At 59.1% G+C, this 25,387-nt stretch carries 28 protein-coding genes and 2 pseudogenes; 14 read left to right on the plus strand and 16 right to left on the minus strand.

All coding sequences use genetic code 11. The features are described from left to right. Nucleotides 1-25: 25 nt before the first annotated feature. Together MKS11_RS27700 and MKS11_RS17955 are read right to left on the minus strand one after the other, a co-directional pair. On the minus strand, nucleotides 26-190 hold the full coding sequence (locus MKS11_RS27700) for a hypothetical protein (RefSeq protein ID WP_350063100.1): 165 nt from the start codon (nucleotides 188-190) through the stop codon (nucleotides 26-28). 149 nt (nucleotides 191-339) lie between these two features. After that, entirely contained in the window at nucleotides 340-660 is a 321-nt protein-coding gene (locus MKS11_RS17955; protein ID WP_087771366.1) for a TonB family protein, read from the minus strand. A 446-nt stretch (nucleotides 661-1,106) separates the two neighbouring features. Here MKS11_RS17955 and MKS11_RS17960 point away from each other — a divergent pair. Both MKS11_RS17960 and ttcA read left to right on the plus strand, forming a co-directional pair. After that, a pseudogene (locus MKS11_RS17960) lies at nucleotides 1,107-1,541 on the plus strand (tyrosine-type recombinase/integrase); the annotation flags it as partial. 48 nt (nucleotides 1,542-1,589) lie between these two features. Next, nucleotides 1,590-2,525, plus strand: a complete 936-nt coding sequence (gene ttcA, locus MKS11_RS17965) for a tRNA 2-thiocytidine(32) synthetase TtcA (RefSeq protein ID WP_284109639.1) — start codon at nucleotides 1,590-1,592, stop codon at nucleotides 2,523-2,525. Nucleotides 2,526-2,570: 45 nt separating this feature from the next. Here ttcA and dbpA read toward each other — a convergent pair whose 3' ends face one another. The 3 genes from dbpA to zntB all read right to left on the minus strand — a co-directional run bounded on the left by dbpA (nucleotide 2,571) and on the right by zntB (nucleotide 5,453). Continuing rightward, on the minus strand, nucleotides 2,571-3,944 hold the full coding sequence (dbpA, locus tag MKS11_RS17970; RefSeq protein ID WP_004203986.1) for an ATP-dependent RNA helicase DbpA: 1,374 nt from the start codon (nucleotides 3,942-3,944) through the stop codon (nucleotides 2,571-2,573). Between the two features lie 14 nt (nucleotides 3,945-3,958). Next, nucleotides 3,959-4,135 (minus strand): hypothetical protein, encoded by a 177-nt coding sequence (locus MKS11_RS17975; protein WP_369707506.1) that lies wholly within the window; start codon nucleotides 4,133-4,135, stop codon nucleotides 3,959-3,961. A gap of 334 nt (nucleotides 4,136-4,469) precedes the next feature. Further along, nucleotides 4,470-5,453 carry a zinc transporter ZntB gene (gene zntB / locus MKS11_RS17980; RefSeq protein ID WP_004203984.1) on the minus strand — a complete coding sequence of 328 codons (984 nt, stop codon included), beginning with the start codon at nucleotides 5,451-5,453 and terminating at the stop codon, nucleotides 4,470-4,472. Nucleotides 5,454-5,731: 278 nt separating this feature from the next. Here zntB and MKS11_RS17985 point away from each other — a divergent pair, with 278 nt between their 5' ends. The 3 genes from MKS11_RS17985 to MKS11_RS17995 all read left to right on the plus strand — a co-directional run bounded on the left by MKS11_RS17985 (nucleotide 5,732) and on the right by MKS11_RS17995 (nucleotide 7,987). Continuing rightward, nucleotides 5,732-6,475 carry a DeoR/GlpR family DNA-binding transcription regulator gene (locus tag MKS11_RS17985; protein ID WP_053810500.1) on the plus strand — a complete coding sequence of 248 codons (744 nt, stop codon included), beginning with the start codon at nucleotides 5,732-5,734 and terminating at the stop codon, nucleotides 6,473-6,475. Continuing rightward, complete coding sequence (locus tag MKS11_RS17990) at nucleotides 6,438-7,556, plus strand: oxidoreductase (protein ID WP_080837638.1); 1,119 nt, start codon at nucleotides 6,438-6,440, stop codon at nucleotides 7,554-7,556. The genes MKS11_RS17985 and MKS11_RS17990 overlap by 38 nt, the downstream gene beginning before the upstream one ends. A 236-nt stretch (nucleotides 7,557-7,792) precedes the next feature. Next, on the plus strand, nucleotides 7,793-7,987 hold the full coding sequence (locus MKS11_RS17995) for a hypothetical protein (RefSeq protein ID WP_004203980.1): 195 nt from the start codon (nucleotides 7,793-7,795) through the stop codon (nucleotides 7,985-7,987). A gap of 112 nt (nucleotides 7,988-8,099) precedes the next feature. On the opposite strand, the gene MKS11_RS18000 is transcribed toward MKS11_RS17995, so the two are convergent. Together MKS11_RS18000 and MKS11_RS18005 are read right to left on the minus strand one after the other, a co-directional pair. Continuing rightward, a complete protein-coding gene (locus MKS11_RS18000; protein ID WP_004203979.1) occupies nucleotides 8,100-8,849 on the minus strand; it encodes a hypothetical protein in 750 nt (249 codons plus the stop codon). Nucleotides 8,850-9,099: 250 nt separating this feature from the next. After that, nucleotides 9,100-10,479 carry an amino acid permease gene (locus MKS11_RS18005; RefSeq protein ID WP_004203977.1) on the minus strand — a complete coding sequence of 460 codons (1,380 nt, stop codon included), beginning with the start codon at nucleotides 10,477-10,479 and terminating at the stop codon, nucleotides 9,100-9,102. Nucleotides 10,480-10,813: 334 nt separating this feature from the next. Between MKS11_RS18005 and MKS11_RS18010 the strand changes: the two genes are divergently transcribed. The 3 genes from MKS11_RS18010 (at nucleotide 10,814) to MKS11_RS18020 (ending at nucleotide 13,397) form a co-directional block, all read left to right on the plus strand. Then, a complete protein-coding gene (locus MKS11_RS18010) occupies nucleotides 10,814-11,293 on the plus strand; it encodes an Lrp/AsnC family transcriptional regulator (protein ID WP_023318081.1) in 480 nt (159 codons plus the stop codon). Nucleotides 11,294-11,544: 251 nt separating this feature from the next. Next, a complete protein-coding gene (locus MKS11_RS18015) occupies nucleotides 11,545-12,159 on the plus strand; it encodes a YitT family protein (protein ID WP_040218056.1) in 615 nt (204 codons plus the stop codon). 38 nt (nucleotides 12,160-12,197) lie between these two features. After that, on the plus strand, nucleotides 12,198-13,397 hold the full coding sequence (locus tag MKS11_RS18020) for an amino acid aminotransferase (RefSeq protein ID WP_043522070.1): 1,200 nt from the start codon (nucleotides 12,198-12,200) through the stop codon (nucleotides 13,395-13,397). On the opposite strand, the gene MKS11_RS18025 is transcribed toward MKS11_RS18020, so the two are convergent. The 3 genes from MKS11_RS18025 to MKS11_RS18035 are packed head-to-tail and all read right to left on the minus strand — an operon-like array spanning nucleotide 13,394 to nucleotide 15,859. Beyond that, the gene (locus MKS11_RS18025; protein WP_284109640.1) at nucleotides 13,394-14,041 is read right to left on the minus strand and encodes a methionine ABC transporter permease; all 648 of its coding nucleotides are present in this window, start codon (nucleotides 14,039-14,041) and stop codon (nucleotides 13,394-13,396) included. The genes MKS11_RS18020 and MKS11_RS18025 overlap by 4 nt on opposite strands. After that, nucleotides 14,034-15,047, minus strand: coding sequence for a methionine ABC transporter ATP-binding protein (locus MKS11_RS18030; RefSeq protein WP_048294638.1), 1,014 nt, complete (start codon nucleotides 15,045-15,047; stop codon nucleotides 14,034-14,036). Before MKS11_RS18030 ends, MKS11_RS18025 begins: the two co-directional genes overlap by 8 nt. An 8-nt stretch (nucleotides 15,048-15,055) precedes the next feature. Beyond that, a complete protein-coding gene (locus tag MKS11_RS18035) occupies nucleotides 15,056-15,859 on the minus strand; it encodes a MetQ/NlpA family ABC transporter substrate-binding protein (RefSeq protein ID WP_004203972.1) in 804 nt (267 codons plus the stop codon). A 220-nt stretch (nucleotides 15,860-16,079) separates the two neighbouring features. Between MKS11_RS18035 and MKS11_RS18040 the strand changes: the two genes are divergently transcribed. Next, nucleotides 16,080-17,255 (plus strand): aminotransferase class I/II-fold pyridoxal phosphate-dependent enzyme, encoded by a 1,176-nt coding sequence (locus MKS11_RS18040; protein ID WP_069734195.1) that lies wholly within the window; start codon nucleotides 16,080-16,082, stop codon nucleotides 17,253-17,255. Nucleotides 17,256-17,274: 19 nt separating this feature from the next. Here the strand turns inward: MKS11_RS18040 and MKS11_RS18045 are convergent, their stop codons facing one another. From MKS11_RS18045 to MKS11_RS18055, 3 genes are all read right to left on the minus strand, one after another. Beyond that, nucleotides 17,275-17,634, minus strand: coding sequence for a hypothetical protein (locus MKS11_RS18045; RefSeq protein WP_048294633.1), 360 nt, complete (start codon nucleotides 17,632-17,634; stop codon nucleotides 17,275-17,277). A 205-nt stretch (nucleotides 17,635-17,839) separates the two neighbouring features. Further along, on the minus strand, nucleotides 17,840-18,751 hold the full coding sequence (locus MKS11_RS18050) for an NmrA/HSCARG family protein (protein WP_087771363.1): 912 nt from the start codon (nucleotides 18,749-18,751) through the stop codon (nucleotides 17,840-17,842). After that, complete coding sequence (locus tag MKS11_RS18055) at nucleotides 18,751-19,614, minus strand: MBL fold metallo-hydrolase (protein ID WP_165474106.1); 864 nt, start codon at nucleotides 19,612-19,614, stop codon at nucleotides 18,751-18,753. Before MKS11_RS18055 ends, MKS11_RS18050 begins: the two co-directional genes overlap by 1 nt. Nucleotides 19,615-19,701: 87 nt before the next feature. On the opposite strand from MKS11_RS18055, the gene MKS11_RS18060 reads away from it, so the two are divergent. Then, entirely contained in the window at nucleotides 19,702-20,625 is a 924-nt protein-coding gene (locus tag MKS11_RS18060) for a LysR family transcriptional regulator (protein ID WP_087771362.1), read from the plus strand. 21 nt (nucleotides 20,626-20,646) lie between these two features. Here MKS11_RS18060 and MKS11_RS18065 read toward each other — a convergent pair whose 3' ends face one another. Next, entirely contained in the window at nucleotides 20,647-21,552 is a 906-nt protein-coding gene (locus tag MKS11_RS18065; RefSeq protein ID WP_049092182.1) for a LysR family transcriptional regulator, read from the minus strand. A gap of 138 nt (nucleotides 21,553-21,690) precedes the next feature. On the opposite strand from MKS11_RS18065, the gene MKS11_RS18070 reads away from it, so the two are divergent. After that, nucleotides 21,691-22,620 (plus strand): aromatic alcohol reductase, encoded by a 930-nt coding sequence (locus MKS11_RS18070; RefSeq protein ID WP_087771361.1) that lies wholly within the window; start codon nucleotides 21,691-21,693, stop codon nucleotides 22,618-22,620. 25 nt (nucleotides 22,621-22,645) lie between these two features. Next, the gene (locus tag MKS11_RS18075) at nucleotides 22,646-22,852 is read left to right on the plus strand and encodes a DUF1471 domain-containing protein (protein WP_017898765.1); all 207 of its coding nucleotides are present in this window, start codon (nucleotides 22,646-22,648) and stop codon (nucleotides 22,850-22,852) included. A gap of 50 nt (nucleotides 22,853-22,902) precedes the next feature. On the opposite strand, the gene MKS11_RS18080 is transcribed toward MKS11_RS18075, so the two are convergent. Continuing rightward, on the minus strand, nucleotides 22,903-23,781 hold the full coding sequence (locus MKS11_RS18080; protein ID WP_087771360.1) for an AraC family transcriptional regulator: 879 nt from the start codon (nucleotides 23,779-23,781) through the stop codon (nucleotides 22,903-22,905). 158 nt (nucleotides 23,782-23,939) lie between these two features. Here MKS11_RS18080 and MKS11_RS18085 point away from each other — a divergent pair, with 158 nt between their 5' ends. Beyond that, nucleotides 23,940-24,695, plus strand: coding sequence for an SDR family NAD(P)-dependent oxidoreductase (locus MKS11_RS18085; protein ID WP_087771359.1), 756 nt, complete (start codon nucleotides 23,940-23,942; stop codon nucleotides 24,693-24,695). A 25-nt stretch (nucleotides 24,696-24,720) separates the two neighbouring features. Then, a pseudogene (locus MKS11_RS18090) lies at nucleotides 24,721-24,819 on the plus strand (oxidoreductase); the annotation flags it as partial. Here MKS11_RS18090 and MKS11_RS18095 read toward each other — a convergent pair. Beyond that, nucleotides 24,814-25,284, minus strand: coding sequence for a hypothetical protein (locus tag MKS11_RS18095; protein WP_209012144.1), 471 nt, complete (start codon nucleotides 25,282-25,284; stop codon nucleotides 24,814-24,816). The pseudogene MKS11_RS18090 and the gene MKS11_RS18095 sit on opposite strands and share 6 nt — an antisense overlap. Between the last annotated feature and the right edge of the window lie 103 nt (nucleotides 25,285-25,387).

The following is a 25,387-nucleotide window of genomic DNA, read 5'->3' on the forward strand; positions in this document are numbered from 1 at the left end:
GACCATGTTTCTAACTTGATACCCCCTAAGCTAGCTTGTCAAACCGCTCAGTTAGCTCAGTGGTATCAGAAACCGCCTTCCTGAAAGCTCTCCCGAATGAATGAAAGTTCGAAAACTCACAGCCACGAAATTTTTCAGCAATCACACCGGGAACAGGAGAGCCTGACTCGTCTCCGTTTTTTTCAGCCAACCATGACTAACCTGCTCCCCTTAACCAGTGATTTTGCCAGGTAAATCTCTAGAGCTTGCCAACATAACATCTCTTGGCTCGACTCCCATTGCAAGAGCATCAGGCTGCTAGATCTCTCAGTACACAAAATCCAGGTAGGCTAGCAGTATTTACGGTTGAGATGGACGAAATCTTATTTTTCCACGCGCAATGCCTGGCTTTCCGGGCTCATACTTGCATTTTCTCATTGCTGATCTTGTTTCTCTAAAAAAGATCTCAGCACCAGTTGTCTCAACAGAAGTTACTTCCCCTTTTTCATTTACTGAGGCAGCGTAATTTACTGTGCCACTAATCCGATTAGCCATGGCAGAAACTGGATAATAAGGATTAGGGCAACTTATCCGCACAGGCACAACTTCTTCTTTATTTTCTGCAGCAAGTGCCAAGTTTGATATAAGAACAGCGCAAACCAGAAGTAATGTTTTTTTCATAACAGATACCAATTGTTGTTTTCCTTATGTCTATAGATCCCTAATACGCCTTTTTCATGCAACGCCGGAGGATGCGGCTCCACTTCTACATCCCCGCTGGTATGGAGGGGATTATATATCACAGCCGGGTTAGCTGCGCGCTTTGCGTTCTGCGGGGGATTGAGGCATCGCCATTCTTCCGCAGGGCTACTCCTTCCCTATAACGCTTCCATTCACCTATATTCCATTAATAAATGAGGAGTTTCGACTTATCATTTAGGGTCAAGTAAAGTAAACACCTCTCTTACAGCCAGATTTCCAATCTTATGTGAGCCCCAAAACCCGGCACTGATTGCCGGGTATTTTATTGCTTCCCAGGTGCTTTTACGGTTTCTCACGCCCGGCACATCTCCGGCGAGTTACCTCTCACCAGCGCCTCAGCAAAAGGCCTCGGTATGGTATTAGCAGCAGGAAACCGGACGATACAATTGCTCGGACCTGCCCTGGACGCGCTGAAAGCGCAGCATGAACTGACAGCTGGACATCCGGCATCCACTATCACGTTTCACCACAGGGAATACGGCTCAAGCGAGGAACAGAATTTGCGATTTATTTTCATGCCGCGGAGACGGAAAGGCGAGCAAAAACCCTGCTACTCGCACAGCAGTATAGGCAGCAGATGGGAAGCTGCAGTAAAACGCGCTGGCATTCGCCGCAGGAATCCGTACCATACGCGGCATACTTTTGCCTGCTGGCTCCTGACGGCTGGCGCAAACCCGTCTTTTATAGCCAATCAGATGGGGCATGAAAACGCGCAAATGGTGTACGACGTTTATAGTACATGGATAGAAGAAATGAACGGCGACCAGGTTTCTATGTTGAATTCCCGGCTTGGGCTTTAACACGTTTTGCCCCCTATATGCCCCTTTTAGATTTTGAGAATGTTAACAATGCAAGAAAATCAAGAACTTACAAAGAAAGAGAAATACAACATCGATAAGCTGCAGAAACGTCTGCGCCGCAACGTCGGTGAGGCGATCGCCGACTTCAATATGATTGAAGAGGGCGACCGCATTATGGTTTGTCTGTCAGGCGGCAAGGACAGCTATACCATGCTGGAGATCCTGCGTAACCTGCAGAAAAGCGCGCCCATCTCCTTCTCGCTGGTGGCGGTGAACCTCGACCAGAAACAGCCCGGGTTCCCGGAGCATATTCTGCCGGCGTATCTTGAGCAGCTGGGCGTTGAATATAAGATTGTTGAAGAGAACACCTACGGCATCGTCAAAGAGAAGATCCCGGAAGGGAAAACCACCTGCTCGCTGTGCTCTCGCCTGCGTCGCGGCATTCTCTACCGTACCGCCACCGAACTTGGCGCCACCAAGATTGCCCTCGGCCATCATCGAGACGACATCCTGCAGACGCTGTTCCTGAATATGTTCTACGGCGGCAAAATGAAAGGAATGCCGCCGAAGCTGATGAGCGACGACGGCAAACACATCGTCATCCGCCCGCTGGCCTACTGCCGCGAAAAGGACATCGAGCACTTCTCTCAGGCCAAGGGCTTCCCGATCATTCCTTGCAACCTGTGCGGTTCGCAGCCTAACCTGCAGCGCCAGGTGATCGCCGATATGCTTCGCGACTGGGATAAGCGTTATCCGGGACGCATTGAAACCATGTTTAGCGCAATGCAGAACGTGGTGCCTTCGCACCTGAGCGACGTTAATCTGTTTGATTTTAAAGGCATCAACCACGGCTCCGAGGTGGTGGACGGCGGCGATTTAGCGTTTGACCGGGAAGAGATTCCCCTGCAGCCTGCCGGCTGGCAGCCGGAGGAAGAGGACGCCCGGTTGGATGAGCTGCGTCTGAACGTAGTGGAAGTGAAGTAACCTGCAAGCGTCTCAGGCCGCCGCCTGAGACGCGCTATTCTGCCCTTACTTCAGCAGTCGTACGCGGCAGGCTTTGCCTTTGATCTTGCCGTTTTGTAACTGCTTATACGCCTTCTGCGCCATATTCTGGCGGATCGCCACATAGACGTGGGCCGGGTGGACGTTAATTTTGCCGATATCGGCGCCATCAAATCCCATATCACCGGTCAACGCCCCCAGCACATCCCCCGGGCGCATTTTCGCCTTTTTTCCGCCGTCGATGCACAGCGTCGCCATCTCCGCCGTCAGCGGCGTGATAGCGTTGCCCGCCGGCGCCGGCAGCCAGTTGAGGGATAACTGCAGCATGTCGGCCAGAATGGTGGCGCGCTGCGCCTCTTCCGGCGCGCAGAAGCTGATAGCCAGACCTTGTTCGCCGGCGCGGGCGGTACGGCCGATGCGGTGCACATGCACTTCCGGATCCCAGGCCAGCTCGAAGTTCACCACCAGCGCGAGAGATTTGATGTCCAGGCCGCGGGCAGCGACATCGGTCGCCACCAGAACCCGGACGCTGCCGTTCGCGAAGCGCACCAGCGTTTGATCGCGGTCGCGCTGCTCGAGGTCACCGTGCAGCGATAATGCGCTCTGCCCGGCGGCGTTGAGCGCATCGCAGACCGCCTGGCAATCGCGCTTGGTATTGCAGAACACCACGCAGGACGCCGGCTGATGCTGGCTGAGCAGACGCTGGAGCAGCGCAATCTTGCCGTGACGGGAAACTTCAAAGAACTGCTGTTCGATAGCCGGTAGCGCATCGACGCTGTCAATCTCAATCGTTTCCGGATGACGCTGCACCCGACCGCTGATCGCCGCGATCGCCGCAGGCCAGGTGGCGGAAAACAGCAGCGTCTGCCGGTCAGCCGGCGCGAAGCGGATCACCTCGTCGATGGCGTCGCTGAAGCCCATGTCGAGCATGCGGTCCGCTTCATCCATCACCAGGGTCTGCAGCGCGTCGAGAGAGACCGTCCCCTTCTGCAGATGATCGAGCAGACGGCCCGGAGTGGCGACGATAATATGCGGGGCGTGCTGCAGTGAATCGCGCTGGGCGCCAAACGGCTGCCCGCCGCAGAGCATCAAAATCTTGATGTTCGGCAGGCAGCGCGCCAGACGGCGCAGCTCGCCGGCAACCTGATCGGCCAGTTCGCGGGTCGGACACAGCACCAGCGACTGGGTCTCAAAGCGCGACGGATCGATATGCTGCAGCAGACCCAGCCCGAAGGCGGCCGTTTTTCCGCTGCCGGTTTTTGCCTGCACGCGCACATCTTTCCCCGCGAGGATCGCCGGCAGGGCGGCGGCCTGAACCGGCGTCATCGACAGATAACCCAGCTCGTTAAGGTTGGCTAATTGGGCGGCAGGTAAAACAGTCAGGGTAGAAAAAGCGGTCACAATGTATTCTCGTATTAAAGGACAGACGATCTGCAGGCGCGTATCCTCGCAGATCTCCGCGCCTGATGCGACAATTTAATCGGCTCTTCATCAGGCGGCGGATCGGGCTGCGGCTGCGGACGCGGTCGTGGATCGGGTAAAGGAACCGGATCGTTCGGCTCGGGCGAGATGGGGATAGACTGGGCTGTCAGCCCTGAAGCGTAATGCATAGTGGCCTCCCGGAAAGTGATACGGGCGTACCCGCAGGCGTAAACGGCCTGAAGACCGTCGGGTGTCTTAGTAAGCGTAGAAGCTGGTCAGGAGAGCGCAAAAAAAAGCCGACTCAACAAAGTCGGCGTCGTACGAATCAATTGTGCTATGCAGTAATTCAAAAAAGGAAGTAAGACAATATGGAGCGCAACGCCCATCGCTTGACGTTGCATTCACCTGCGAGAGAGATATTGCCCTGAATGGGTAGAGGGTTTATTGATTTCGCTCAAACATTGCCGGGTTTTCCCGGCATCGTCGCTGCTAAAAGGCGATTCTTTACAACCATTTACTGCGATGTAACCACCATGCAACACCACCGATGACAACGACTAACATCAGGCAGAAGAGGCTAAACCCCAGATGCCAGCTGTTGCCAGGGATCCCGCCGAGGTTGACGCCGAACAGGCCGGTTAAAAAGGTGCTGGGCAGAAACACCATCGCCATCAAGGACATCGTATAGGTCCGCCGCGCCAGCGACTCCTGCATAATCTGGGCGATCTCATCGCTCATGATCGCCGTCCGGGCGATGCAGCTGTCGATCTCATCCAGCCCGCGCCCCAGCCGCTCGGCGATATCCTGCATCCGCCGCCGCTGATCGTCGCTCATCCACGGCAGGCGCTCGCTGGCCAGCCGGGCGTAAACATCGCGCTGCGGCGCCATATACCGGCGCATCACGATCAGCTGTTTACGCAGCAGGGCAAGGAAACCGCGCGGCGGCACCTGCTGATCGAGCAGGTCGTCTTCGAGGTCGATTATTCGGTCGTGCAGTTGTTCAATAAACTCACTGGCATGATCGGTCAGCGCGTCGCAGACTTCCACCAGCCAGCTGCCGCAGTCCGTCGGCCCATTGCCCTCCTTCAGGTCGCCCAGCACATCGTCAAGCGCCAGCACTTTGCGCTGACGAGTGGAGACGATCAGCCGCTCATCCATATACAGACGCATCGCCACCAGCTGGTCTGGGCGTTCATCGGTGCTGCCGTTGATGCAGCGCAGGGTGATCAGCGCCCCGTCGCCGATCCGCGTTACCCGCGGTCGGGTGCTCTCGCCCGCCAGGGCATCGCGCACGTTATTAGGCAGTAGCGGGGTGGCAGCCAGCCAGTCGGCGCTGTCGCTATGGGTATAGTTGAGATGCAGCCAGCAGGGCTTCTCTTTGTCGATAATATCGTTATCGGCGAGCGGCTTCACGCCCCCCTGCCCGTCGAGCACCCACGCGAAGATCGCGTCCGGTATCTGCAACTCCGAGCCTTTAATCGCGTCCACTCAACCTCCGTTAATCCATGCCTGTCACATTGCACGCACTCTGTATAAGGTACGCGAAAGCGCGCTTTTTCGCTGTTTATTGCTCGGTGAAAGGGGCTAATCGCTTCATTAAAAAGCGCTTTCCCCCGGGCCGCGCCCACCTTCCTCATTTAACGTTAAAGTGTAGTGAAATCAAGTTCTTCAGGTTTTGCGCGCCTCAGTGCGACTTTTTGCGGTTTATTTTGCGACTTTATGCTGTATTATGCCGCTTATTGCGTCAACTTGCGGAGTCTCTCGTCATGCATAAGCTCGCCCGACAAAAACACATCCTCGACCGGCTGAGTGAAACCGGTCAGCTGAGCATCAGCGAACTGGTTGATGCGCTGCAGGTGTCGGCCGATACCATACGCCGGGATCTCAGCGAGCTGGAAAACCAGGGCGTACTGCAGAAAAGCCACGGCGGCGCCATCGCGCTTAACGTCCCGGCGATGACGCGCCAGGGAAGAAACGCCCTGCTCCCCGGAACCAAGCAGCGTCTCGGCCAGCAGGTCGCCGCGCGCATCCCCTCCGGTTCGACGCTGTTTCTCGACGCCGGGAGTACCCTGCTGGCCGTCGCTAGCCAGCTGAAAGGCCCCATGACCGTGATCACCGCTTCGCTGGATATCGCCCAGCTGTTTAGCGACCGCGCCGATATCCAGCTCATCCTGCTTGGCGGCCAGTGGGACAGTGAGCAGCGGCTGTTCGCCGGCAGCGCCACGCTGTCGCTGGTAGCGCGCTACCGCGCCGATATCGCGATTCTCGGCGCCTGCGCGTTGCATGCCGAGCTTGGACTGAGCGCCAGCCAGGAGGCCGATGCCGACGTAAAACGCGCCATGCTCGCCGCCAGCGCGGAACACTGGCTGGTGGCGGACCATACCAAAGTCAACCATTGCGAACCCTGGCTGGTGGCCGGTCTCAGCGACATTCACCATCTTTTCCTCGATCGTCCCTGGCCTGAGCTGGGGGATGACCCTGCCCTCTCTGTACATATTGCTGATGCTTAACAACGCGGAGAACCTGATGAGTAACAACACGATAAATATCGCCCTGATTGGCTATGGCTTCGTCGGTAAGACCTTCCACGCGCCGCTTATCCGTTCGGTGCCGGGCCTGAACCTGGCCTTCGTCGCCTCGCGTGATGAAGAAAAAGTCAAACGCGACCTGCCGGACGTCACGGTGATCGCCTCCCCGGAAGCGGCGGTCCAGCATCCGGATGTCGATCTGGTGGTCATCGCCTCCCCCAACGCCACGCACGCGCCGCTGGCCCGCCTGGCGCTGAACGCCGGCAAGCATGTGGTGGTGGACAAACCCTTTACCCTTGATATGCAGGAGGCCCGGGAGCTGATCGCCCTGGCGCAGGAGAAACAGCGCCTGCTCTCCGTCTTCCATAACCGCCGCTGGGACAGCGACTATCTCGGGATCCGTCAGGTTATTGAGCAGGGCGTCATCGGCACGGTGAAACATTTTGAGTCCCATTTCGACCGTTTCCGCCCGGAAGTCCGCGTCCGCTGGCGCGAGCAGAACGTCCCCGGCAGCGGCTTATGGTTTGATCTGGGGCCGCACCTGATCGATCAGGCGCTGCAGCTGTTTGGTCTGCCGCAGTCGGTACAGGGCAACATCGCCACCCTGCGCGACGGCGCGGAGATCAACGACTGGGCGCACGTGGTGTTAAACTACCCGGCGCATAAAGCGATCCTGCACTGTAGCATGCTGGTTGCGGGGGGCTCCTCGCGCTTTACCGTGCATGGCGATAAAGGCAGCGTTGTCAAAGCGCGGGCCGACCAGCAGGAGAGCCAGCTGCTGGCGGGTGTGGTACCGGGGAGCGCCGGCTGGGGTCAGGATGATGACAAGCTGGTGATCTATGACGCCTCGCTGCAGGCCCAAACTCAGCCTACCCCGTCGGGCGATCAGCGCCAGTACTATATGCAGATCCGCGACGCGCTGAAGGGCCAGATCGCCAATCCGGTGCCGCCGGTTGAAGCGCTGGCGGTAATGGCCGTTCTGGAAGCGGCGGTGCGTTCCGCGGAAAGCGGCGTGGCGCAAACCCTCGACCTGACCGCCGACGAGCGCAACGCGCTGCGCTAAGCCTGTCGCTACTCCGGTTATCTGCGCGGCCCGCAGGTAACCGGGTCACCGCCCTGACTCCAGAAATAATCACTGCCTGTCAGCAGATTATCCTTTCTTTATCCTGCCTTTTTGCGTAAAGCACCGCTGGAAATTTCAGCCAATTGGGAGGAGGATAGAGAACAGATCGATCGTGATGAGAAAAAGGTTGCTGACGCTGTGGACGCGGTGACCGCAATACCGGACAGGAGAAGCTCATGTACTACACGTTAGGAGATACCACTCTCCATTTTTATCGCTATCAGTGCAAATTTTACGTCGCCCACTGGGAAGGAGGGAACGTGATGGACGAAAAATTTAAACCGTTTATCGAGCAGATCACTGAGAAGACCGGGCTGGACGCAAAGCGCGTCGAGACCGCCGCGCGCGATTATTTTACTAACGTGGATTAACAGGCAGCCTGTTGCGGTATACCAAAGGCCAGGCCGACGCGCCTGCCGTTGATGTTTCCCCTTCCGCCGCCAGGGCCCTCGTTGTCGCTGGCGGCTTTTCTTCCTGCCGGCGCTAAACGGTGGTCAGTTTTGCAAGGATCGCGGCGAAGGTGTCGCTGACGTTATCGCCGGCGAGCATTTTTTTGCGCAAGGTGATACTTCTGCCTGTCGACGGGATGAGCAGCCGGACTTTCGCATCATGACTGCCGCGCTCAGCGAGAACTACATCGCGCAAAGGAATAATGTAGGTGTCGGCATAGAGACCCGGCGTAAATATCATCGACTCGCCGCTGACGCCAATCACCACCCGATTCTGCAGACGATAGCCGTTGCACAACGCCAGAATACCGGCGGCAATAAATACGCCGCCAATACCCATGCCAATCATTAAGATAATTATCCCGGCGATGAGCGCCAGCGCTCCCTGCGGATAAAAAGCGGATGCATTAAAGGTTAATAGCTGGTGATTATCGTCGCGGCTCATCGCCCCGGTTGTTGACCGCCACGGGGTAAAACCGGCGTTAATCCGCGTTTGAAAGCTGAACAGGCTGCCGACCAGAAAGATCATGCTGATGGGTATCATCACGATACCGCCAATAAAGGCCAGCACAATGGCCATATAAGGATAGCGGCCAGACAGCATAATGCTGAGCGCCTGAACCACCACGGCGATAAACAGGGCAAGAACCAGCCAGGACCACATGCTGTCCACCCGACTATGGAAATTCAGTTGTCCTTCATCGAGTAATAAATTACGCGCGACAAAACAGATAATAATATTGACGAACAGGCCAATCCAGGCCAGCTTGTGCACATGCTTCATACCCTACTCCATTATGTATTTTACCATTCCATTTCCAGGCATTATAAAATAAAGACTCAATGCCGGCTGGATAGTAGCAAAGCGGTACGCAAGATCAATAAAAAGCGCGCGGTCACCTCACATTCTCATTTATATTCAGCGTGATATTGTTAGTTATCATTTATCGTAATTATATAAACCATCCTATATATTGGCGCTATATGTTTTCAGCGCAACAATATCGCCCTGCCGCCACGCAGGGCATCGCAGATTAACGCTCCTCCAGCGCCGCCACCGGCTCCAGCGCGCTTTTCCTGCGCAGCAGATAGCCTGCGGCAAGGATCAGCAGCCATACCGGGATCAGGCAGACGGAGATGCGGATGTCCGGGGTCAGATACATCACTCCGAGGATCCCGGCGAGAAACAGCAGACACAGCCAGTTTGTCAGGGGATAGGCGAAACTCTGGAAAGCCGTTACCTTCCCGGCCCGCTGCATCGCGCGGCGGAACTTAAGATGAGTGATGCAGATCATCGCCCAGTTGATGACCAGGGCGGCCACCACCAGGGCCATCAGCAGGGCAAAGGCTTTCCCGGGCATCACATAGTTAATCACCACGCAAAGCGCCGTGGCGACGGCGGATACCGCCAGGGCGGTCAATGGGATCCCGCGGTGGTTCACTCGCAGCAGCGCACGCGGGGCGTTGCCCTGCTGAGCCAGGCCGAACAGCATCCGGCTGTTGCAGTAGACGCAGCTGTTGTAGACCGACAGCGCGGCGGTGAGCACCACCAGATTGAGGGCGTTGGCCACAATATTGCTGTCAATGGCGTGAAAGATCAGCACAAAAGGGCTTCCCCCTTCCACGACGTTCCGCCACGGGTAGAGTGACAGCAGGACCGCCAGCGACCCCACGTAAAACAGCAGAATCCGGTAGATCACCTGGTTGGTGGCTTTGGGAATGGTTTTATGCGGCTCATCGGCTTCCGCCGCGGTGATCCCCACCAGCTCAAGCCCGCCGAAGGAGAACATGATCACCGCCATGGCCATCACCAAGCCCGTGATACCGTTAGGGAAAAATCCCCCGTCCTGCCACAGGTTGGCCACCGTCGCCGCCGGGCCGCCGTGACCGCTAAATAACAGATAGCAGCCAAAGGCGATCATGCTGATGATAGCGGCCACTTTGACAATCGAGAACCAGAACTCCAGCTCGCCATACACTTTGACGTGCGTCAGGTTGATGGCGTTGATCGCCACGAAGAAGATCGCCGCCGACAGCCAGGTGGGTACCTCCGGCCACCAGTACTGAATATAGATCCCCACCGCCGTCAGCTCCGCCATGCTTACCAGCACGTACAACACCCAGTAATTCCAGCCTGACATAAACCCGGCGAAGGGCCCCCAGTAGCGGTTGGCGAAATGGCTGAACGAACCCGCCACCGGCTCCTCTACCACCATTTCGCCAAGCTGACGCATGATAAAGAAGGCGATAACCCCGGCGATGGCGTACCCCAGCAGGACCGAAGGGCCTGCCATACGGATCGTTTGCGCAATACCTAAAAACAGTCCAGTGCCGACCGCCCCCCCGAGGGCGATCAACTGGATGTGGCGGTTTTTTAACCCGCGTTTTAACTGATGCTCTTGCTGCGTTGTCATCTCTGACCTGCCCCTGTCTGTGAAAAGTCACTTTCGCCGGTAGCAACTTTCAGGCCAGCGGATCGCCGCGCAGCGGCAGACAAAAAGTAATACATTGAATTATATTAAAATATTGTTTTCACATCAGTTCCGGTAGCTGCTCATCGCGGCGCTGACCTGGCGCATCACACGCGAAAACTGGCCAGATTACGCACAGATCATGAGAAAAAGAGCAGCTTAATGCATGAACCTGACCCATTTTGGTGCATCCGCTTTGCCGCCGTCCGCCCAGGCTTCACGCCAGGCAAAAAACTGTTAGGCTGTTAGTCACTTTTACGTTCCGCTAGTGGCCACTATGTACAACATCGACGACTATGATCTGAAAATTCTTACCCTGCTGCAGGCCAATGGCCGTTTAACCAATCAGGAACTGAGCGAGCTTATCGGCCTGTCCGCTTCCCAGTGTTCACGCCGGCGTATCGCCCTTGAACAGGCGCAGCTCATCCTCGGCTACCATGCGCGTCTGGCGCCGGATGCCGCCGGGCAGGAGATGCTTGGCCTGATTGAGGTGCGTCTGCTGAATCACACCCCGCAATGCGTGGAGAGCTTTCATCAGATGCTCAGTGAAGTGGACGCCATTCTGGACGCCTGGAAAACCACCGGCGACGCCGATTATCTGCTGCGGGTAACGGTCCCGGACCTGCCCGGTCTGAGCCATTTGATCAGCCATATTCTGGCGCAAAACAAAGGGGTGGCCCATCTGAAAACTGCCGTTGTGCTCAACCGCCTGAAAGAGAACGGCCAGCTGATGCCGGGCACGCCCCCGCTGCGCTGAACCGGGGCACAGTGCCCTGCGCTGGTGCAGACGCGGGGCCAGACAATGCGCGACAAGCGGCAAATTCGCACAATTCACGCATTAGGAAACCATAAAACGCACGACCCGTGCAATTTTCTCTTCCTGTCAGAACAACAGGTTAGGCTAAACCACGGCTATTTTTTCCGCAAACGATCGCCCGGGCACTCTCCGCTGGTGCGATTTTTGCAAACAAGCGCTTATCCTTGTTAACGAAAAGATAGTGCTTATTTATGGATAACGTCCTTTCCCCTGAAAAACTGACCCACACCTGGCTGGAGGATACCCTGGCGCTGCTGTTCGGCACGCTAATGATCTCCTTTGGTATTATCCTGTTTCGTCAGGCCGGTGCCCTGACCGGCGGGACGGCAGGCATGGCCTTTCTGATCCACTACGCCACCCACCTGCCGTTCGGCGTGGTTTTCTTCGCCATTAATCTGCCCTTCTACTGGCTCTCCGTCCGGCGGATGGGCGCCGCCTTCACGCTGAAAACCTTCTGCGCGGTCGGACTGGTGTCGCTGTTCTCCGACCTGCACGGCTACTTTATCCATGTCGATCGCCTGAACCCCTATTACGCCACCCTCTTCGGCAACATCATGGTCGGTATCGGCTTTGTGGTGCTGTTCCGCCATAAAGCGAGCCTCGGCGGCGTCAATATTCTGGCCCTCTATCTGCAGGATAAAAGCGGCATCCGCGCCGGTAAATTCCAGATGGTAGTGGACGCCTGCATCGTCACCGCCTCCCTGTGGGTGGTTAGCCTGCCGATGCTGCTGGTCTCTGTCCTCGGCGCCGTGATTTTGAATTCGATTATCGCCATGAACCACCGCCCCGGACGCTATGCGGTGTAATGGCTTCACCTTTAACGGTCATTTCAGGAGTAACCACTGTGTTCCAGAACGTCGACGCCTACGCGGGCGATCCTATCCTGTCGCTGATGGAAGCCTTTCAACAGGATCCCCGGGCAGACAAAGTTAACCTCAGCATCGGGCTGTACTATAACGAGCAGGCCATCATTCCTCAGCTGGAGGCGGTCCGCCAGGCCGCTGACCGGCTACAGAGCCAGTTGCAAAAGGCCAGCCTCTATCTGCCGATGGAGGGACTGGCGCCCTATCGCCGCGCGGTCCAGACGCTGCTGTTTGGCGAACATCATCCGGCGTTGCGTGCCGGACGCATCGCCACCATCCAGACGCTGGGCGGCTCCGGCGCGCTGAAGGTGGGCGCGGATTTTCTCAAGCGCTACTTCCCCGACTCCGCGGTCTGGGTCAGCGATCCGACCTGGGAGAACCATGTGGCCATCTTTGCCGGGGCGGGCTTCGAGGTGCATACCTATCCCTGGTTCGACAGCGCCACTCGCGGGGTCAATTTCCCCGCCATGCTTGCCGCCCTCCAGCAGCTCCCGTCGCGCAGCATCGTGCTGCTCCATCCTTGCTGCCATAATCCGACGGGGGCCGATCTCACCCCCGAGCAGTGGGATCGGGTGATTGAGGTGTTGATCGCCCGGGAGCTGATCCCGTTCCTCGATATTGCCTACCAGGGCTTTGGCCGTGGGCTGGATGAAGATGCCTATGCCATCCGCGCCATCGCCAGCGCCGGGCTGACGGCGCTGGTTAGTAACTCGTTCTCGAAGATTTTTTCGCTGTACGGCGAGCGTGTCGGCGGCCTGTCGGTGGTCTGTGACAATGCCGATGCCGCCGGGCGCGTGCTGGGCCAGTTGAAAGCCACCGTGCGTCGCAACTACTCCAGCCCGCCGGGGTTTGGCGCCCAGGTGGTGTCGCAGGTGCTCAACGATCCCGAGCTGAATGCCCTGTGGCAGGAAGAAGTGGAGGCCATGCGCACCCGCATCAGCGCCATGCGCGTCGCGCTGGTGAAATCCCTGCAGACAGCCCTGCCGGCGGAGGATTTTTCCTATCTGCTGACCCAGCGCGGCATGTTCAGTTACACCGGCTTTAGCGCCGATCAGGTAGACGTTCTGCGCGAAGAGCACGGCATCTATCTGATCGCCAGCGGTCGGGTCTGCGTGGCCGGGCTCAACCGCGGCAATATTGCGCGGGTAGCCAGCGCCTTCGCCGCGGTCTGCGCACGCTAGCCGGGGCATCCCCGGCGCGGGATAAGCTGGACAATAACAATCAGCACCAGGGCGGTGGTGAGGGTGGCAAAGGCGTCGAAGCGCTGATAGCCGTAGGTGATCGCCAGATCGCCGATCCCGCCGCCGCCCACCGTTCCCGCCATGGCGGTCGCGCCAAGCAGACCGATGGTCGCGGTGGTAAGGGCCAGAATCAGCGACGCCGCCGCCTCCGGCAGCATAAAGTGCCAGACGGTCTGCAGAGGGGTAGCGCCCATGGCGTCTGCGGCCTCAAGGATCCCCTCATCCACCTCCAGCAGCGAGCTCTCCACCAGCCGGGCAATATAGGGGGCGACAAAAACGATCAGCGGCACGATGGCCCCCGCGGTGCCGATAGTCGTGCCCACCAGCAGCCTGGTGAAGGGCAGGATCACAATCAGCAAAATGATAAACGGCAGCGAGCGCAGCACGTTAATCAGCGGATTCAGCGCCTGATGCACCACCGGGTTGGCCACGATGCCGCCGGGACGACAAACCACCAGCACAATTCCCAGCGGGACGCCGATCAGCGCGCCAAAGCCCAGTGAGATGGCGACCATAATCAGGGTATCATGCAGCGCCAGCAGAAACTGCTCGCCGGTAATGGCGGTATCAATCAGATCAAACATGGGTGATTTTCACTCCTGCGTCGGCCAGATGGGTGATAGCGCGTTCGGTTTCGTCAGGCTCGCCGAGGAGTTGCACAATCATAAATCCCAGTATCCGGCCCTGAACTTCGGACATGCTGGCAAACAGGATATTCACCTCGACAGCATACTCGCGGATCAGGTGGTTAATGATCGGCTGCCGGGCCGTCGCGCCGATAAATTCGAGGCGTAAAGCCCGGGCGCCGTTATCGCGCTGCAGGAGCGACGCCACCCGCTGCGGCAGGCGATCGTGCACCACCGACTGCACGAAACTGGCGGTGACCGGATGCTGCGGCTGGGCAAAGAGATCGAACACCGTCCCCTGCTCAACAATGCGCCCGGCCTGCATCACCGCCACCTTGTTACAGATTTTCTGGATCACTGACATTTCATGAGTAATCAGCACAATGGTGATGCCATAGCGGCGATTAATCTCCTGCAGCAGCAGTAAGATCTGTACCGTGGTGTGGGGGTCGAGCGCCGAGGTGGCTTCATCGCACAGCAGCACCGACGGGTTGGTGGCCAGCGCCCGGGCGATACCGACCCGCTGCTTTTGCCCTCCCGACAGCTCATTAGGGTAGCTGTGCATTTTGTCGCTCAGGTCGACAAACGCCAGCAGCTCCGCAACCCGCGCCTGGATAAAGGCCTTGTCGCGTCCCTGCAAAATAAGCGGGATAGCGATGTTATGAAATACCGTTTTCGAATTCAGCAGATTAAAATTCTGAAAGATCATGCCGATATCTTTTTTGATCGCCTGCAGTCGCTGGCCGCTGCAGTCCTGTAGCGGCTCACCATTCAACACCACCTCGCCCTCGCCCGGCGTTTCCAGCCGATTAATCAGCCGCAATAAGGTGCTTTTTCCTGCGCCGCTGTAGCCAATAATGCCGAAAATATCGCCCCGGTCGATACTGAGATTAATATCCTGCAGGGCCAGAACCGGATGCCCTTTTCTGGAAAAGGTTTTACTGACATGGCGAAATTCTATCATCGCGTTATTCATTTTAAATAATCAGGCAGCAGGTAACCATCATACTGCGGATGGCTGAGAATATATTTTTTGAAATCGGCAGAGTGATAGCCGTCGATAATATCTTTGGCAAACTGCGCCTTCTGATTTTTACCGGCAACGGTCACGACGTTAATAAAATGGCTGGTGGCGGCCTCCAGCTTTAATGCCGAGGTGAGCGCCATGCCGCTGGAGACGGCGAAATTGCCCTGAATCAGGCCATAGTCGACGTCCGGCAGCGCGCGAACCTGCTGGGCATTGTCCATCTCCTTAAGCACGATTTTATAGGGGTTAGCAACGATGTTGCGCTGGGAAAAGGTGGCGGGATCGCTGTCCGGTTTAATCTTCACCCAGCCCAGACTTTCCAGCACCAGCACCGCGCGATATTCGTTCGACGGCTGGTTTGGCACCGACACCACCGTGCCGGCTGCCGGGGTGCCCAGGGTGGTCAGTTTGCCGCCATACAGGCCCATCGGCGGTGTGGGTACCTGCACAATGCCCACGTTATCGGTCCCCAGCCGCTCATTGATCGCTTTCAGGTATACCGGATGCTGCATAATATTCGCTTCGATATCGCCGCGGGCTACCGCGTCATTGACCTGAATACCGTCGCTAAAATCTTTATATTCGATTTTATACCCTTTACTCAATAAATAGGGGGCGACCCCTTTTTCAAATTGCTCTTTATACGGCCCGGGATTGAAGCCGATACGAATAATTTGATCTGCGGTGGCGTAAAAAGAGGTAGCGGATAACAGGGCAAGCGTCATCCCGAGCGCAACTGACTTGTTCATAAGGTATTTTCCTGGAAGGTTGGCGATATTGAGCGATTAAATCACAGCCGCAAGAGGGTTGTAAGCCAGAACGCCGGATTTCCTTTTGCTTATTCCTCATAACCTTTTGCCATCCCGACATATCCTAAAAATAATCATCCTTTGCAGATATTGTTATTTAGCCAGGCGCCATAAATCCCTTAAAGATGGCAGATTATTGATGACGTAAACCGGGAAAATTATGCCTGATTTTGCTGCTTCACCGCTGGTGGACGCCCTGGAAGAGAATCTGTTCAGCCTGCTGGAAAACCTGGCCGCGGAGGTCAACACCGACATGCTGCCGTTGATCGACCTCTCCAGCGGCAGTCCGGATCAACCCACCCCGCCGGAAGTGATTGACGCGCTGCAGAGCGCCATTCATCGTCGTGAAAACCATGGCTACCCCTCATTCTGGGGCAAGCCGCAGGTCCGCGAAGCGATCGCCCATTTTTATCGTCGCCAGTATGATGTGGAATTCGATCCGCACAGCGAAGTCGCGGTATTTCAGGGCTCGCATATCGGTATTGGCGGCATCCCGCGGGCGCTGCTCCGTCCCGGGCAATACCTCATCTCCACCGATCCCTGCTATCCCATTTATCGCTCAGCGGCGCTGCAGTCCCAGGCGACGTTTTATGGCCTGCCGCTCAGGGCTGAGAACCATTTCCTGCCGGATTTTAACGACCTTCCCCGGGAGGTGGCTGACAAGGCCGGGCTGGTGGTGCTTAACTATCCGCATAACCCCACCGGCGCCCTCGCCACGCCGGCGCTGTTCGCCAGCGCCCTGCAGTTTGCCCACCGTCACCAGGTGCCGATCCTGCACGATTTTGCCTATGCGGCCATCGGCAGCGCGGCCAGTGACGCGCCGCTGAGCCTTTTCTCTCAGCCCGGCGCGAAGGCGTGGGGAGTGGAAACCTACACCTTCTCCAAGACCTTTAATATGGCCGGCTGGCGCTTCGGCTTCGCGGTCGGCAACGCCTCGATCATTCGGGCATTTAAAAAGCTGCACACCCACAGCTACAGCACGGTGTTTGGCGCGATTCAGGATGCGGCGATCGCCGCGCTCAGCCTGCCGGCAGAACGGATTGCGCAGCTGACGGCGGCGTATCATCAGCGCCGGGAGTGGGTTCTGCGTCGACTGGCCGCGCTGCGCTGGCCGGTTCGTACCGCACAAGGCACGTTCTTCCTCTGGCTGAGCGTGCCGCCCGGGTACCGTTCACAAGAGTTTGCCCGCCTGCTGCTGCAGGAGGCGCATATTCTGGTGGCGCCAGGCACTGGTTTTGGCGAAGGGGGCGAAGGGTTTATCCGCATCAGTCTGACGGCTGGGGACGACGCGCTGAGCAACGCGCTGGACCGTCTCGCCCGGCTGGCGCTGTTTTAGCGCCCGCCTCGCGGGGCCGTTACACCTTCAGGTAGCCCGCCATGCGTTGAATACGCGCGGCGGAATAGTCATAGCAGGCGCTGGCGGGTTTACCCAGTACGCGATATTTGGCGCCATTGTAAAAGGCGGTCTTATTCTCCTCTTCCAGAAAGCGCCGGGAGACGGTGTCGCTGAAAATACGGTCGCCATCCGACTGCGGCTGATAGCGGCTATATTTGACGCTCTCCCACGCCACGCCGATCGGCTTATGATCATAGCCGGTCATACAGAACAGCCGGTTGGAGGCCAGCAGATCGGCCTCGATGGTTTTAAATTCCGCCGCCGTAGCGGCGCAGGTCATGCTTAACAGGCAGGCCGAAGCCCATCGGTAAATTGTCATTATTCAGGCGATCCCAGAGTGTTTCCTCCATTGTAAGCGGCTGAAAATTCTGGATGTTCGCTTTTACCTATCGTTGTGCGTGAAAACCGCTTAAAATTTTACAATCGTACTCCTCGTGAGTTGTCTTAACGACCTGTAGGTCCTCCCTGCGCAGGTCGTCACGCCGGCCAAACACCGAGACGCCGGCGCAGAGGAGGTATCGCCTTTAACGATTAAACGCCCAGCTGGCCCCGCTGGTCAGCGCCCGCTCGAAGGCGGGACGGCCGGGGCCCGCCAGCCAGCCGGCGAAGGTGTGCAGCTGCGGATGCAGCTGGCGCAGGGCGTCGAGGTCGGCGTGCCCGGCCAGCCGCCCGTCGTCCACCAGCCCGGTCAGCTTGTGCAGAAAAGGGCTGGCGGCCAGCACCTCATCGGAAAATCGCGAATAGGGGATCGGCCGTCCCGCCGCCGCGGAGAATAACGCCTCCAGTTGACGGCCGGTCACGCTGTCGCTGGCGATCTCGAACGTCTTGCCGGCAAACCGCGCTGGCGCGGCAAAAACTGCCGCGACTAGATGGCCGATATCCTCCACCGCCAGCACCTGCATCCTCCCCTCCGGCAGCATAAAAAAGTGAAAATGACCTTCATCAAGGCCAAAACCGGGCATCACCAACAGCTCCATAAAGGTGGCGGGACGCACGATGGTCGCCGCCAGCGGCAGGCGGCGGATATGCCGTTCAATTTCCGCTTTGGTGTCATAATGCGCTACGCCGGTGGGCGTCTCCCCCGCCGCGCTGCCGGAGCTGTACACCAGATGCTTCACCCCGCACTCGACGGCGAGGTCGGCGATGGTTATCCCGTAGCGTACCTCCTGCTCATCGGTCACCGTCCCTCCCGGCGAACTGGGCTGGACGCTGAAGACGCCGTCGACCCCGGCCATCGCCGCCCGCATTGTCGCCCGGTCTTCAAAGGTGCCCACGACCAGCTCGGCTCCCCGCGCCGCCAGCGCGACGGCCCCGGCGGAGAAAGGATCCCTGACCAGCGCTCGTACCCGCCAGCCGCGGTGCAGCAGCGCCCCCGCCACCGAGCCGCCCTGCTGGCCGGTGGCGCCAAAAACCAATACGCTCTGGCCATTATTCATCACCGTTCCCCCTCGTCTGCAGATCGTTGTCCGGCGTCTCGCCAGCGATTCTCCCCTGGCCTGTCTTCCTCCAGCCAGCCGCAGGAGGATCCGGGGAAATGGCCGGTGAACCATTGGGCATGATGGCTTGCGCACCATGCCATCATCTCCCGTCGCGAGCGTTCCGCCTGCCGGGGATCGCCGCAGAACGCCGAGTTCCAGTGCGGATGGGTAAACTGGCGCGGGGAATGAAGAAGATCGCCGGAGAAACAGGCGTAGTCATCGCCAGAGGAGAGGATCAGCGCGGCATGGTCAGGACTGTGGCCTGGGGTAGGGATAAAGGCGATCCGTCCGCCGACCTGCGGCCTGGCCGCCACATCGACGGTCTCCAGCTGGCCGGCCTCGATCACCGGCAGCAGGCTGTCGAGCCACAGCGCCCGGTAGCGTTCGCTGTTCTTCACCCGCGTCAGCTCTTTTGCCGAACACAGGTAGCGCGCGTTGGGAAACAACGGCGCCCAGCGATCGTCCTGCCAGACGGTATTCCACCCGACATGGTCAGTATGCAGGTGGGTCAGTAGCACCAGGGTCACCTCCTCCGGGTTCACTCCCGCGGCGCGGAGATTCTCCAGATAGGGCGTGTTAAGTTGATGATAAAGCGGATTGCCGCCGCGCTCCCGACCGTTGCCGGTGGCGGTATCGATAACTATCAGATCGTGGGGGGTCTGTACCACCCAGCTGTGGATCGACAGCGCGATTGGCTGATTATCGGCGTCCGCCTCCGTCGCAGGGAACGCCGCGGGATAGAGCGCCGCCGCCGGCAGGCTAATCTCGCGCTCCGGCACTTTGAATATCAGACTGTCGCCTGTCTGGTAAGTTTGCATCACTCCCTCCGCGCGCATTGCGCTGGTTGATTTTTCGGGGTGATAGTCACTATGCTGCCGGGATAACCCACATTCAAATTGATTATCATAATGAAGAAAATCATTGAAAATGATTTTAGTCGTATCGATCTGAATCTGTTGACGGTCTTGATGGTGCTGTACCGCGAAGCCAGCGTCACCCGCACCGCAGAAGCGCTGCATCTTGGCCAGCCGGCCATCAGTGGGGCGCTGAAACGCCTGCGCGAGATGTTTGACGATCCACTGTTCGTGCGCAGCGCCAGAGGCATGCTGCCGACGCCGCGGGCGCAAGCACTGATGACCGAGCTGCAGCCGCTGATGGAACACCTGCATTCGGCAATGTTTGGCGCCGGGGAGTTTTCCCCCGCCAGCGCCCGGCAGCTTTTCCGCGTCGGCCTCAGCGACTGGAGCGAACACTGGCTGATGCCCCAGCTGTTACCCGGACTGATGCAGGAGGCGCCCGGGGTGTCGCTCCAGACACTCGCCGCCGACCCCTTCCAGGTACGCCAGCTGCTGGAGGAGGATCGCATTGATGTCGCGGTATCCCTCAACAAACAGAGCCGCGGGGAGATCGTCAGCGAACCGGTGATGAGCATGGGGGTGACCACTCTCTGGTCGCCGCAGCAGATCCCCTGCCGCGGGCCGTTGTCGGTGGGCGATTTCGTCGCCTGGGAACATGTGATGGTGGCCTATCGCGAAACCGGCCACGGGGAAATAGACCGCCAGCTCGCCAGTCAGGGACTCGCGCGGCGCGTGCGCTTTGCCACGCAGAATTTCTCCACCTTTCCCCTGCTGCTGACCACCCTTCCGCTCTTCGCCACCGTCCCCCAGGGGCTGGCACTGCGCTGGCAGGCGCAGTATGCCCTGCGCGCGGACGCTCCGCCGGTGGCCTACCCGGAATTTACCCTGTGTATACTGCGTCACAAACGCCGGGCGCAGGATCCGGCGCTGAACTGGCTGATAGCGAGGATAAAACAGGCCATGCGCGGACCATAGCGGGAGCGAATACCACCGACATCAGGCCTCGCTGAGCGGGGGTTGCAGAACGCGTCTGCTCCAGTCATAAAATGCGCGTACCGCCGGCGGCAGATAGCGGTTTTGCGGATAGACCAGCGACAGGGGAAGATCAGAAGCGGCCTGCTCCAGACAGGCGACCAGCGCCCCGCTCTGCAGATAAGGTTGCGCCAGATAGCTGGCGACGCGGATCAGGCCCAGCCCCTGAACGCCGGCCTGGATATAGGCATCGGTATCGTCGACCACCAGCGTCTCCTGCATGCGGATCGCGCAATCGCCGTCATCGAGGGAGAAAAGCCAGTCGATGGTCCGCCCGGTACGGTGGTTCAGATAGCCTACCGCCCGGTGCTGGTGCAGATCGTCGATGCTCTGCGGCCGGCCGTGGGCCGCGAGCCAGGCCGGCGAGGCGAGGACCATCCAGCGGTAGCGGGCCAGAGGACGGGCTACCAGTGTGGTGGAATCTTCGATTTGTCCGCTACGGATCACGCAGTCGAATCCCTCCTGGATAATATCTTCCACGTTGTCGCTTGAGCAGAGGATCAGCTCCAGGTCCGGATACTGCTGCAGAAACTCGCCGATCCTTGGCAATACGCAGTGTCGGGCGAGAGATTGCGGCATCCCCACCTTGAACCGCCCGGCGGGCTGGGCCGAGCGGCCGGGAAAGGAGGCTTCCATCGCCGCCATCTCGGCCAGCAGCCGTTTACACTCCGCGTAATACCGGCGTCCCTCCGCCGTCACGCTGAGCTTGCGGGTGGTGCGCTGAAGAAGCTGCGCCCCCAGCCAGGCTTCCAGCTCCTTCACTACCCGCGACACCGTTGAGCGCGGCTGCCCCAGCACCTCCGCCGCCCGGGCGAAGCTGTGGGCATCCACAACCGCAACATACAACTGCATGGCATCCAGTCTGTCCATTTCGTTCTCCCCTGGCGGTTATTATCCCATTATGACGAACAGTCTAAACCGAAATCCTGTTCTTATCGAATGATGCCCTCCCCTCTACACTGAGCCTGTAGCCAGTCAATACGAGGCTTAACTGAGTAAGGAGTTAAAATGAAATCTGATAATCTTAACCACGAGGAAAAGGTATTGGTGCTGGGAGCGGGACAACTGGGCGCCGCCGTTCTCGATGCGCTGGTGCCTGCGGTGATCCAGCGTCAGGGCGAGGTCTCGGTTATCGTCTCGCCGGCGGCCTGGGATGAAGCCGGCCAGTTGCGGTCGGCAAACCATCAGGCGCTGGCCGACGCCGGGGCCACCTTTCTCGCCGTCGACATTGCCGGTAGCGACATGGAGACGCTGGCTGGTCAGTTTAGCGGATTCACCACCGTGATTAACTGCATGGGGTTTGTCGCCGGTCCGGGGACGCAGCTAAAAATTACCCGCGCGGTGCTGGCCGCCGGAGTGCCCCGCTATTTTCCCTGGCAGTTTGGCGTCAATTACGATGTGGTCGGCAAAGGCAGCGGCCAGCCGGTGTGGGACGAGCAGTATGATGTCCGGACCCTGCTGCGCGCGCAGCAGGCCACGGAGTGGGTCATTGTCTCCACCGGCATGTTTACCAGCTTTCTCTTCGAGCCAGACTTCGATGTGGTGAATTTATCCACCCGAACCCTTCACGCCCTTGGCGGCTGGGACACCCAGGTGACCGTCACCTCGCCGGCGGATATCGGCCGCCTGACCACCGCGATTTATCTGCATCAGCCGCGGATCGTCAACGAGGTGGTGTTTGTTGCCGGCGAAACGACCTCTTACCGCCAGCTGGCGGAAACTGTGGAACGCGTGACGCAGCAGACGTTCAGCAAAGCCGTTCACACCCTGCCCACCCTGCTGGACCAGCTGCGGACGGACCCGGATAACGCCATGCTGCGCTATCGCGCTGCCTTCGCCCGGGGGGATGGCGTGTGGTGGCCGATGGGCGACACCTGGAATGCCCGCCACGCGCTACCGACCCAGGACATTGCCGGCTGGCTGCAGGCCGCGCGCTGATTTTCTCTCACAGGACAGAATGACGATGAACAAGTTGCTTCCACTGATCGTATTGAGTTGTCTGCTGCCGCTGGCGGTCAACGCCAGAACCATCACCGCCACCGGCGATACCCTGGACAACGCGGAGAGCAAAATTCGCCAGCAGGCCGCCCGCGAGGGCGCAACCGCCTATCGGATCATTGAGGCGCGAATGGGCAACAAAGTGCATATTACGGCGACACTCGACAACTGAACCACCGCTACCCGGCTCAGGGAGGAGCCGCCGCCATCCCGCGCGCCAGGTCAGGCGCTCATTTTTTCCCGTCGGCGATCGCGGCCCGGCGGCGCACCGTACAGGCGAGCATATTCCCGGGTGAACTGCGACACGCTGATATAGCCCACCTCCCCGGCCGCCTGCGCAATGCTCATCCCTTCCGCCAGCATCAGGCGGCGGGCGTGGATCAGGCGCAACTGCTTCTGAAACTGCAGCGGCGACAAGGTGGTCATGGCGCGGAAATGACGGTGAAAGACCGAAACGCTCATGCCGGCGGCGTCGGCCAGCGCGTCGACGCTGACTGGCTGCATAAAATCCCGGCGCAGCATCGCCACCGCCCGGCGGATCCGCGCCGAATGGCTGTCTTCAGCGCCCAGCGCCCGGATGGCTGGCCCGTGAACACTCTGCAACAGCCAGTAATGCAGCTCCCGCCGCAGCCCTTCGCCTAACACCGCCAGCGCCCCCGGTTGATCAAACAGCCTTGCCAGCCGATAAGCGGCGTCCGTCACGTCAGCATTCATCGGTTCGATACCGACGCGGGGCGCCTCATCCGGACCAGATGGCCCGGCCTCCTGCAGCTCGCGCAGGATAGCCAGGTCCAGCTCCAGCACCAGCGCGTAATAGGGAAAGCGCTGACTGGCCTCGGTGATCTGGCTGGTGGTGGGGACATCGGCGGCTATAACCATCGCCTCCCCCGGACCGTAGTCAAAGCTTGCCAGGCCGGTGGTCACGCTTTTGCGCCCCTGCAGCAGCATGGCCACCAGCGGCCTGGCGATGGCCGCCTGCAGATCGCCGGGGTGCAGGGCCCGCACCAGGGTGATGCCGGGAACCGGGGTAACCGCCACCCCGCTGCTATCGACATGAGCATCGGCATACCGGCGGCAGAGAGCGAAGAGTTCGTCGCGCATAAGATCCTTTCAGGCAAGTTTTAAAGCCTGAGTATGCGCTATTTCCCGCCGGATGGGAGTGAATGGAGAGGAATGGGCAAAAAATAACAAGGATTGGGCAACCCGGTCTGGTAGGCACCCCCTATTGTAAGGACTCCACACACCAGAGAGGATCGAACATGACTAAGATTGCACTTATCACCGGCGCCAACCGCGGCCTTGGCCGTCAGACCGCACTGGATATCGCCCGCCAGGGTGGGGACGTTATCGTCACCTACCGCGGCAATACTGAACAGGCGGAAGCGGTGGTGGCCGACATTTGCGCTCTTGGCCGCAAGGCCATCGCTCTGCCGCTGGATATGGCGCAGACCGCCCGCTTTCCGGCCTTCGCCGACAGCCTGAGCGCTGCGCTGGCCAGCGTCTGGGGACGGGACACCTTCGACCATCTGATCAATAACGCGGGACACGGCGAATTTGCCCCGCTGGCCGAAACGCGCGAGGCACAGTTCGACGGGCTGTTTAACGTCCACGTCAAGGGGGTGTTTTTCCTCGTTCAAACCCTGCTGCCGCTGCTGGCGGACGGCGGACGGATCGTTAACTTCTCCTCCGGTCTGACCCGCGTCTCTTATCCTGGCTTCTCCGCCTACGCTGCGGCCAAAGCGGCCGTGGAGATGCTGAGCGTGTACATGGCCCGCGAGCTGGGCGGGCGCGGCATCACCGTCAATACCATCGCCCCCGGGGCTATCGCCACCGATTTTGGCGGCGGGCTGGTGCGGGACGACGCGGGGGTTAACGCGCAGTTTGCCGCGATGACGGCGCTGGGACGGGTGGGCGTTCCTGAGGATATTGGGCCGATGATCGCCAGCCTGCTGCGCGACGATAACCGCTGGGTGACCGCCCAGCGGATCGAAGTCTCGGGCGGACAGACCATCTGACCAATCAGGCCGGCAGGATGTGCGCCAGCGCCATGGCCGCACGGAAGAGGTGGCGGGCATGCTAGCCTGGCTGGCCGGTCCGGAGGCCTCGTTTGTCACAAGCGCCTGTCAGGGATCATCAGGCCAGGCTGTCGATCGCCATAAAAAAACGATCTTCGGTAAGCAAAAGGCGCGCCTCCGGGGACTGGTGCGCCTTGCGGATCATCCAGCCATCCTCCGGGGCCAGGCTCAGATAAAACACCTCCCGGGATCCCACGCCGCCGGGTGCTTCAAGACTCAGGGTTACCACCCCCTTTTCCACGCCATCCCACAGCTGCTGTGGCACGATATTGACGCTGCGCGCGCCGTTTTGCAGGCGGATAGCAGGGATATCGTAGCGGTAGATGCCGCTATTGAGGCTATAGCCAAGGGTGCTCAGATCGTGGAGATGGCGGGTCGAAACCACCACCTCGATACCCGTTCCGTCAAACCACTGATTCACCTGCCGGGCGAGCGCCGCCATCTGCTGGCGAAACATGGCGATATCCGCGGCGGCTGCCCCATCCAAAGTGGCTGTCCGCGGCGGATTTTGCTGTTGCTGCAGTTTCATAAAAAAACGTTCCCTCGCTGTCACGTTATCTCCCTGTGCTGTGATGAAACCGGTGGGGCTGGATGAGGATGATTGCCGCCCGTTCGCTGGCTAACGAAGATTA

The organism is Klebsiella sp. K5-45 (assembly GCF_030128605.1).
Lineage (GTDB): Bacteria > Pseudomonadota > Gammaproteobacteria > Enterobacterales > Enterobacteriaceae > Klebsiella > Klebsiella quasipneumoniae.

Excerpts from the sequence above, each read along its gene's own strand:
- MKS11_RS17955 (WP_087771366.1), bottom strand. The coding sequence starts at position 660 with ATGAAAAAAACATTACTTCTGGTTTGCGCTGTTCTTATATCAAACTTG.
- ttcA (WP_284109639.1), top strand. The coding sequence starts at position 1,590 with ATGCAAGAAAATCAAGAACTTACAAAGAAAGAGAAATACAACATCGAT.
- MKS11_RS17985 (WP_053810500.1), top strand. The coding sequence starts at position 5,732 with ATGCATAAGCTCGCCCGACAAAAACACATCCTCGACCGGCTGAGTGAA.
- MKS11_RS17990 (WP_080837638.1), top strand. The coding sequence starts at position 6,438 with ATGACCCTGCCCTCTCTGTACATATTGCTGATGCTTAACAACGCGGAG.
- MKS11_RS17995 (WP_004203980.1), top strand. The coding sequence starts at position 7,793 with ATGTACTACACGTTAGGAGATACCACTCTCCATTTTTATCGCTATCAG.
- MKS11_RS18000 (WP_004203979.1), bottom strand. The coding sequence starts at position 8,849 with ATGAAGCATGTGCACAAGCTGGCCTGGATTGGCCTGTTCGTCAATATT.
- MKS11_RS18005 (WP_004203977.1), bottom strand. The coding sequence starts at position 10,479 with ATGACAACGCAGCAAGAGCATCAGTTAAAACGCGGGTTAAAAAACCGC.
- MKS11_RS18010 (WP_023318081.1), top strand. The coding sequence starts at position 10,814 with ATGTACAACATCGACGACTATGATCTGAAAATTCTTACCCTGCTGCAG.
- MKS11_RS18015 (WP_040218056.1), top strand. The coding sequence starts at position 11,545 with ATGGATAACGTCCTTTCCCCTGAAAAACTGACCCACACCTGGCTGGAG.
- MKS11_RS18025 (WP_284109640.1), bottom strand. The coding sequence starts at position 14,041 with ATGTTTGATCTGATTGATACCGCCATTACCGGCGAGCAGTTTCTGCTG.
- MKS11_RS18030 (WP_048294638.1), bottom strand. The coding sequence starts at position 15,047 with ATGATAGAATTTCGCCATGTCAGTAAAACCTTTTCCAGAAAAGGGCAT.
- MKS11_RS18035 (WP_004203972.1), bottom strand. The coding sequence starts at position 15,859 with ATGAACAAGTCAGTTGCGCTCGGGATGACGCTTGCCCTGTTATCCGCT.
- MKS11_RS18040 (WP_069734195.1), top strand. The coding sequence starts at position 16,080 with ATGCCTGATTTTGCTGCTTCACCGCTGGTGGACGCCCTGGAAGAGAAT.
- MKS11_RS18045 (WP_048294633.1), bottom strand. The coding sequence starts at position 17,634 with ATGACAATTTACCGATGGGCTTCGGCCTGCCTGTTAAGCATGACCTGC.
- MKS11_RS18050 (WP_087771363.1), bottom strand. The coding sequence starts at position 18,751 with ATGAATAATGGCCAGAGCGTATTGGTTTTTGGCGCCACCGGCCAGCAG.
- MKS11_RS18060 (WP_087771362.1), top strand. The coding sequence starts at position 19,702 with ATGAAGAAAATCATTGAAAATGATTTTAGTCGTATCGATCTGAATCTG.
- MKS11_RS18065 (WP_049092182.1), bottom strand. The coding sequence starts at position 21,552 with ATGGACAGACTGGATGCCATGCAGTTGTATGTTGCGGTTGTGGATGCC.
- MKS11_RS18070 (WP_087771361.1), top strand. The coding sequence starts at position 21,691 with ATGAAATCTGATAATCTTAACCACGAGGAAAAGGTATTGGTGCTGGGA.
- MKS11_RS18075 (WP_017898765.1), top strand. The coding sequence starts at position 22,646 with ATGAACAAGTTGCTTCCACTGATCGTATTGAGTTGTCTGCTGCCGCTG.
- MKS11_RS18080 (WP_087771360.1), bottom strand. The coding sequence starts at position 23,781 with ATGCGCGACGAACTCTTCGCTCTCTGCCGCCGGTATGCCGATGCTCAT.
- MKS11_RS18085 (WP_087771359.1), top strand. The coding sequence starts at position 23,940 with ATGACTAAGATTGCACTTATCACCGGCGCCAACCGCGGCCTTGGCCGT.
- MKS11_RS18095 (WP_209012144.1), bottom strand. The coding sequence starts at position 25,284 with ATGAAACTGCAGCAACAGCAAAATCCGCCGCGGACAGCCACTTTGGAT.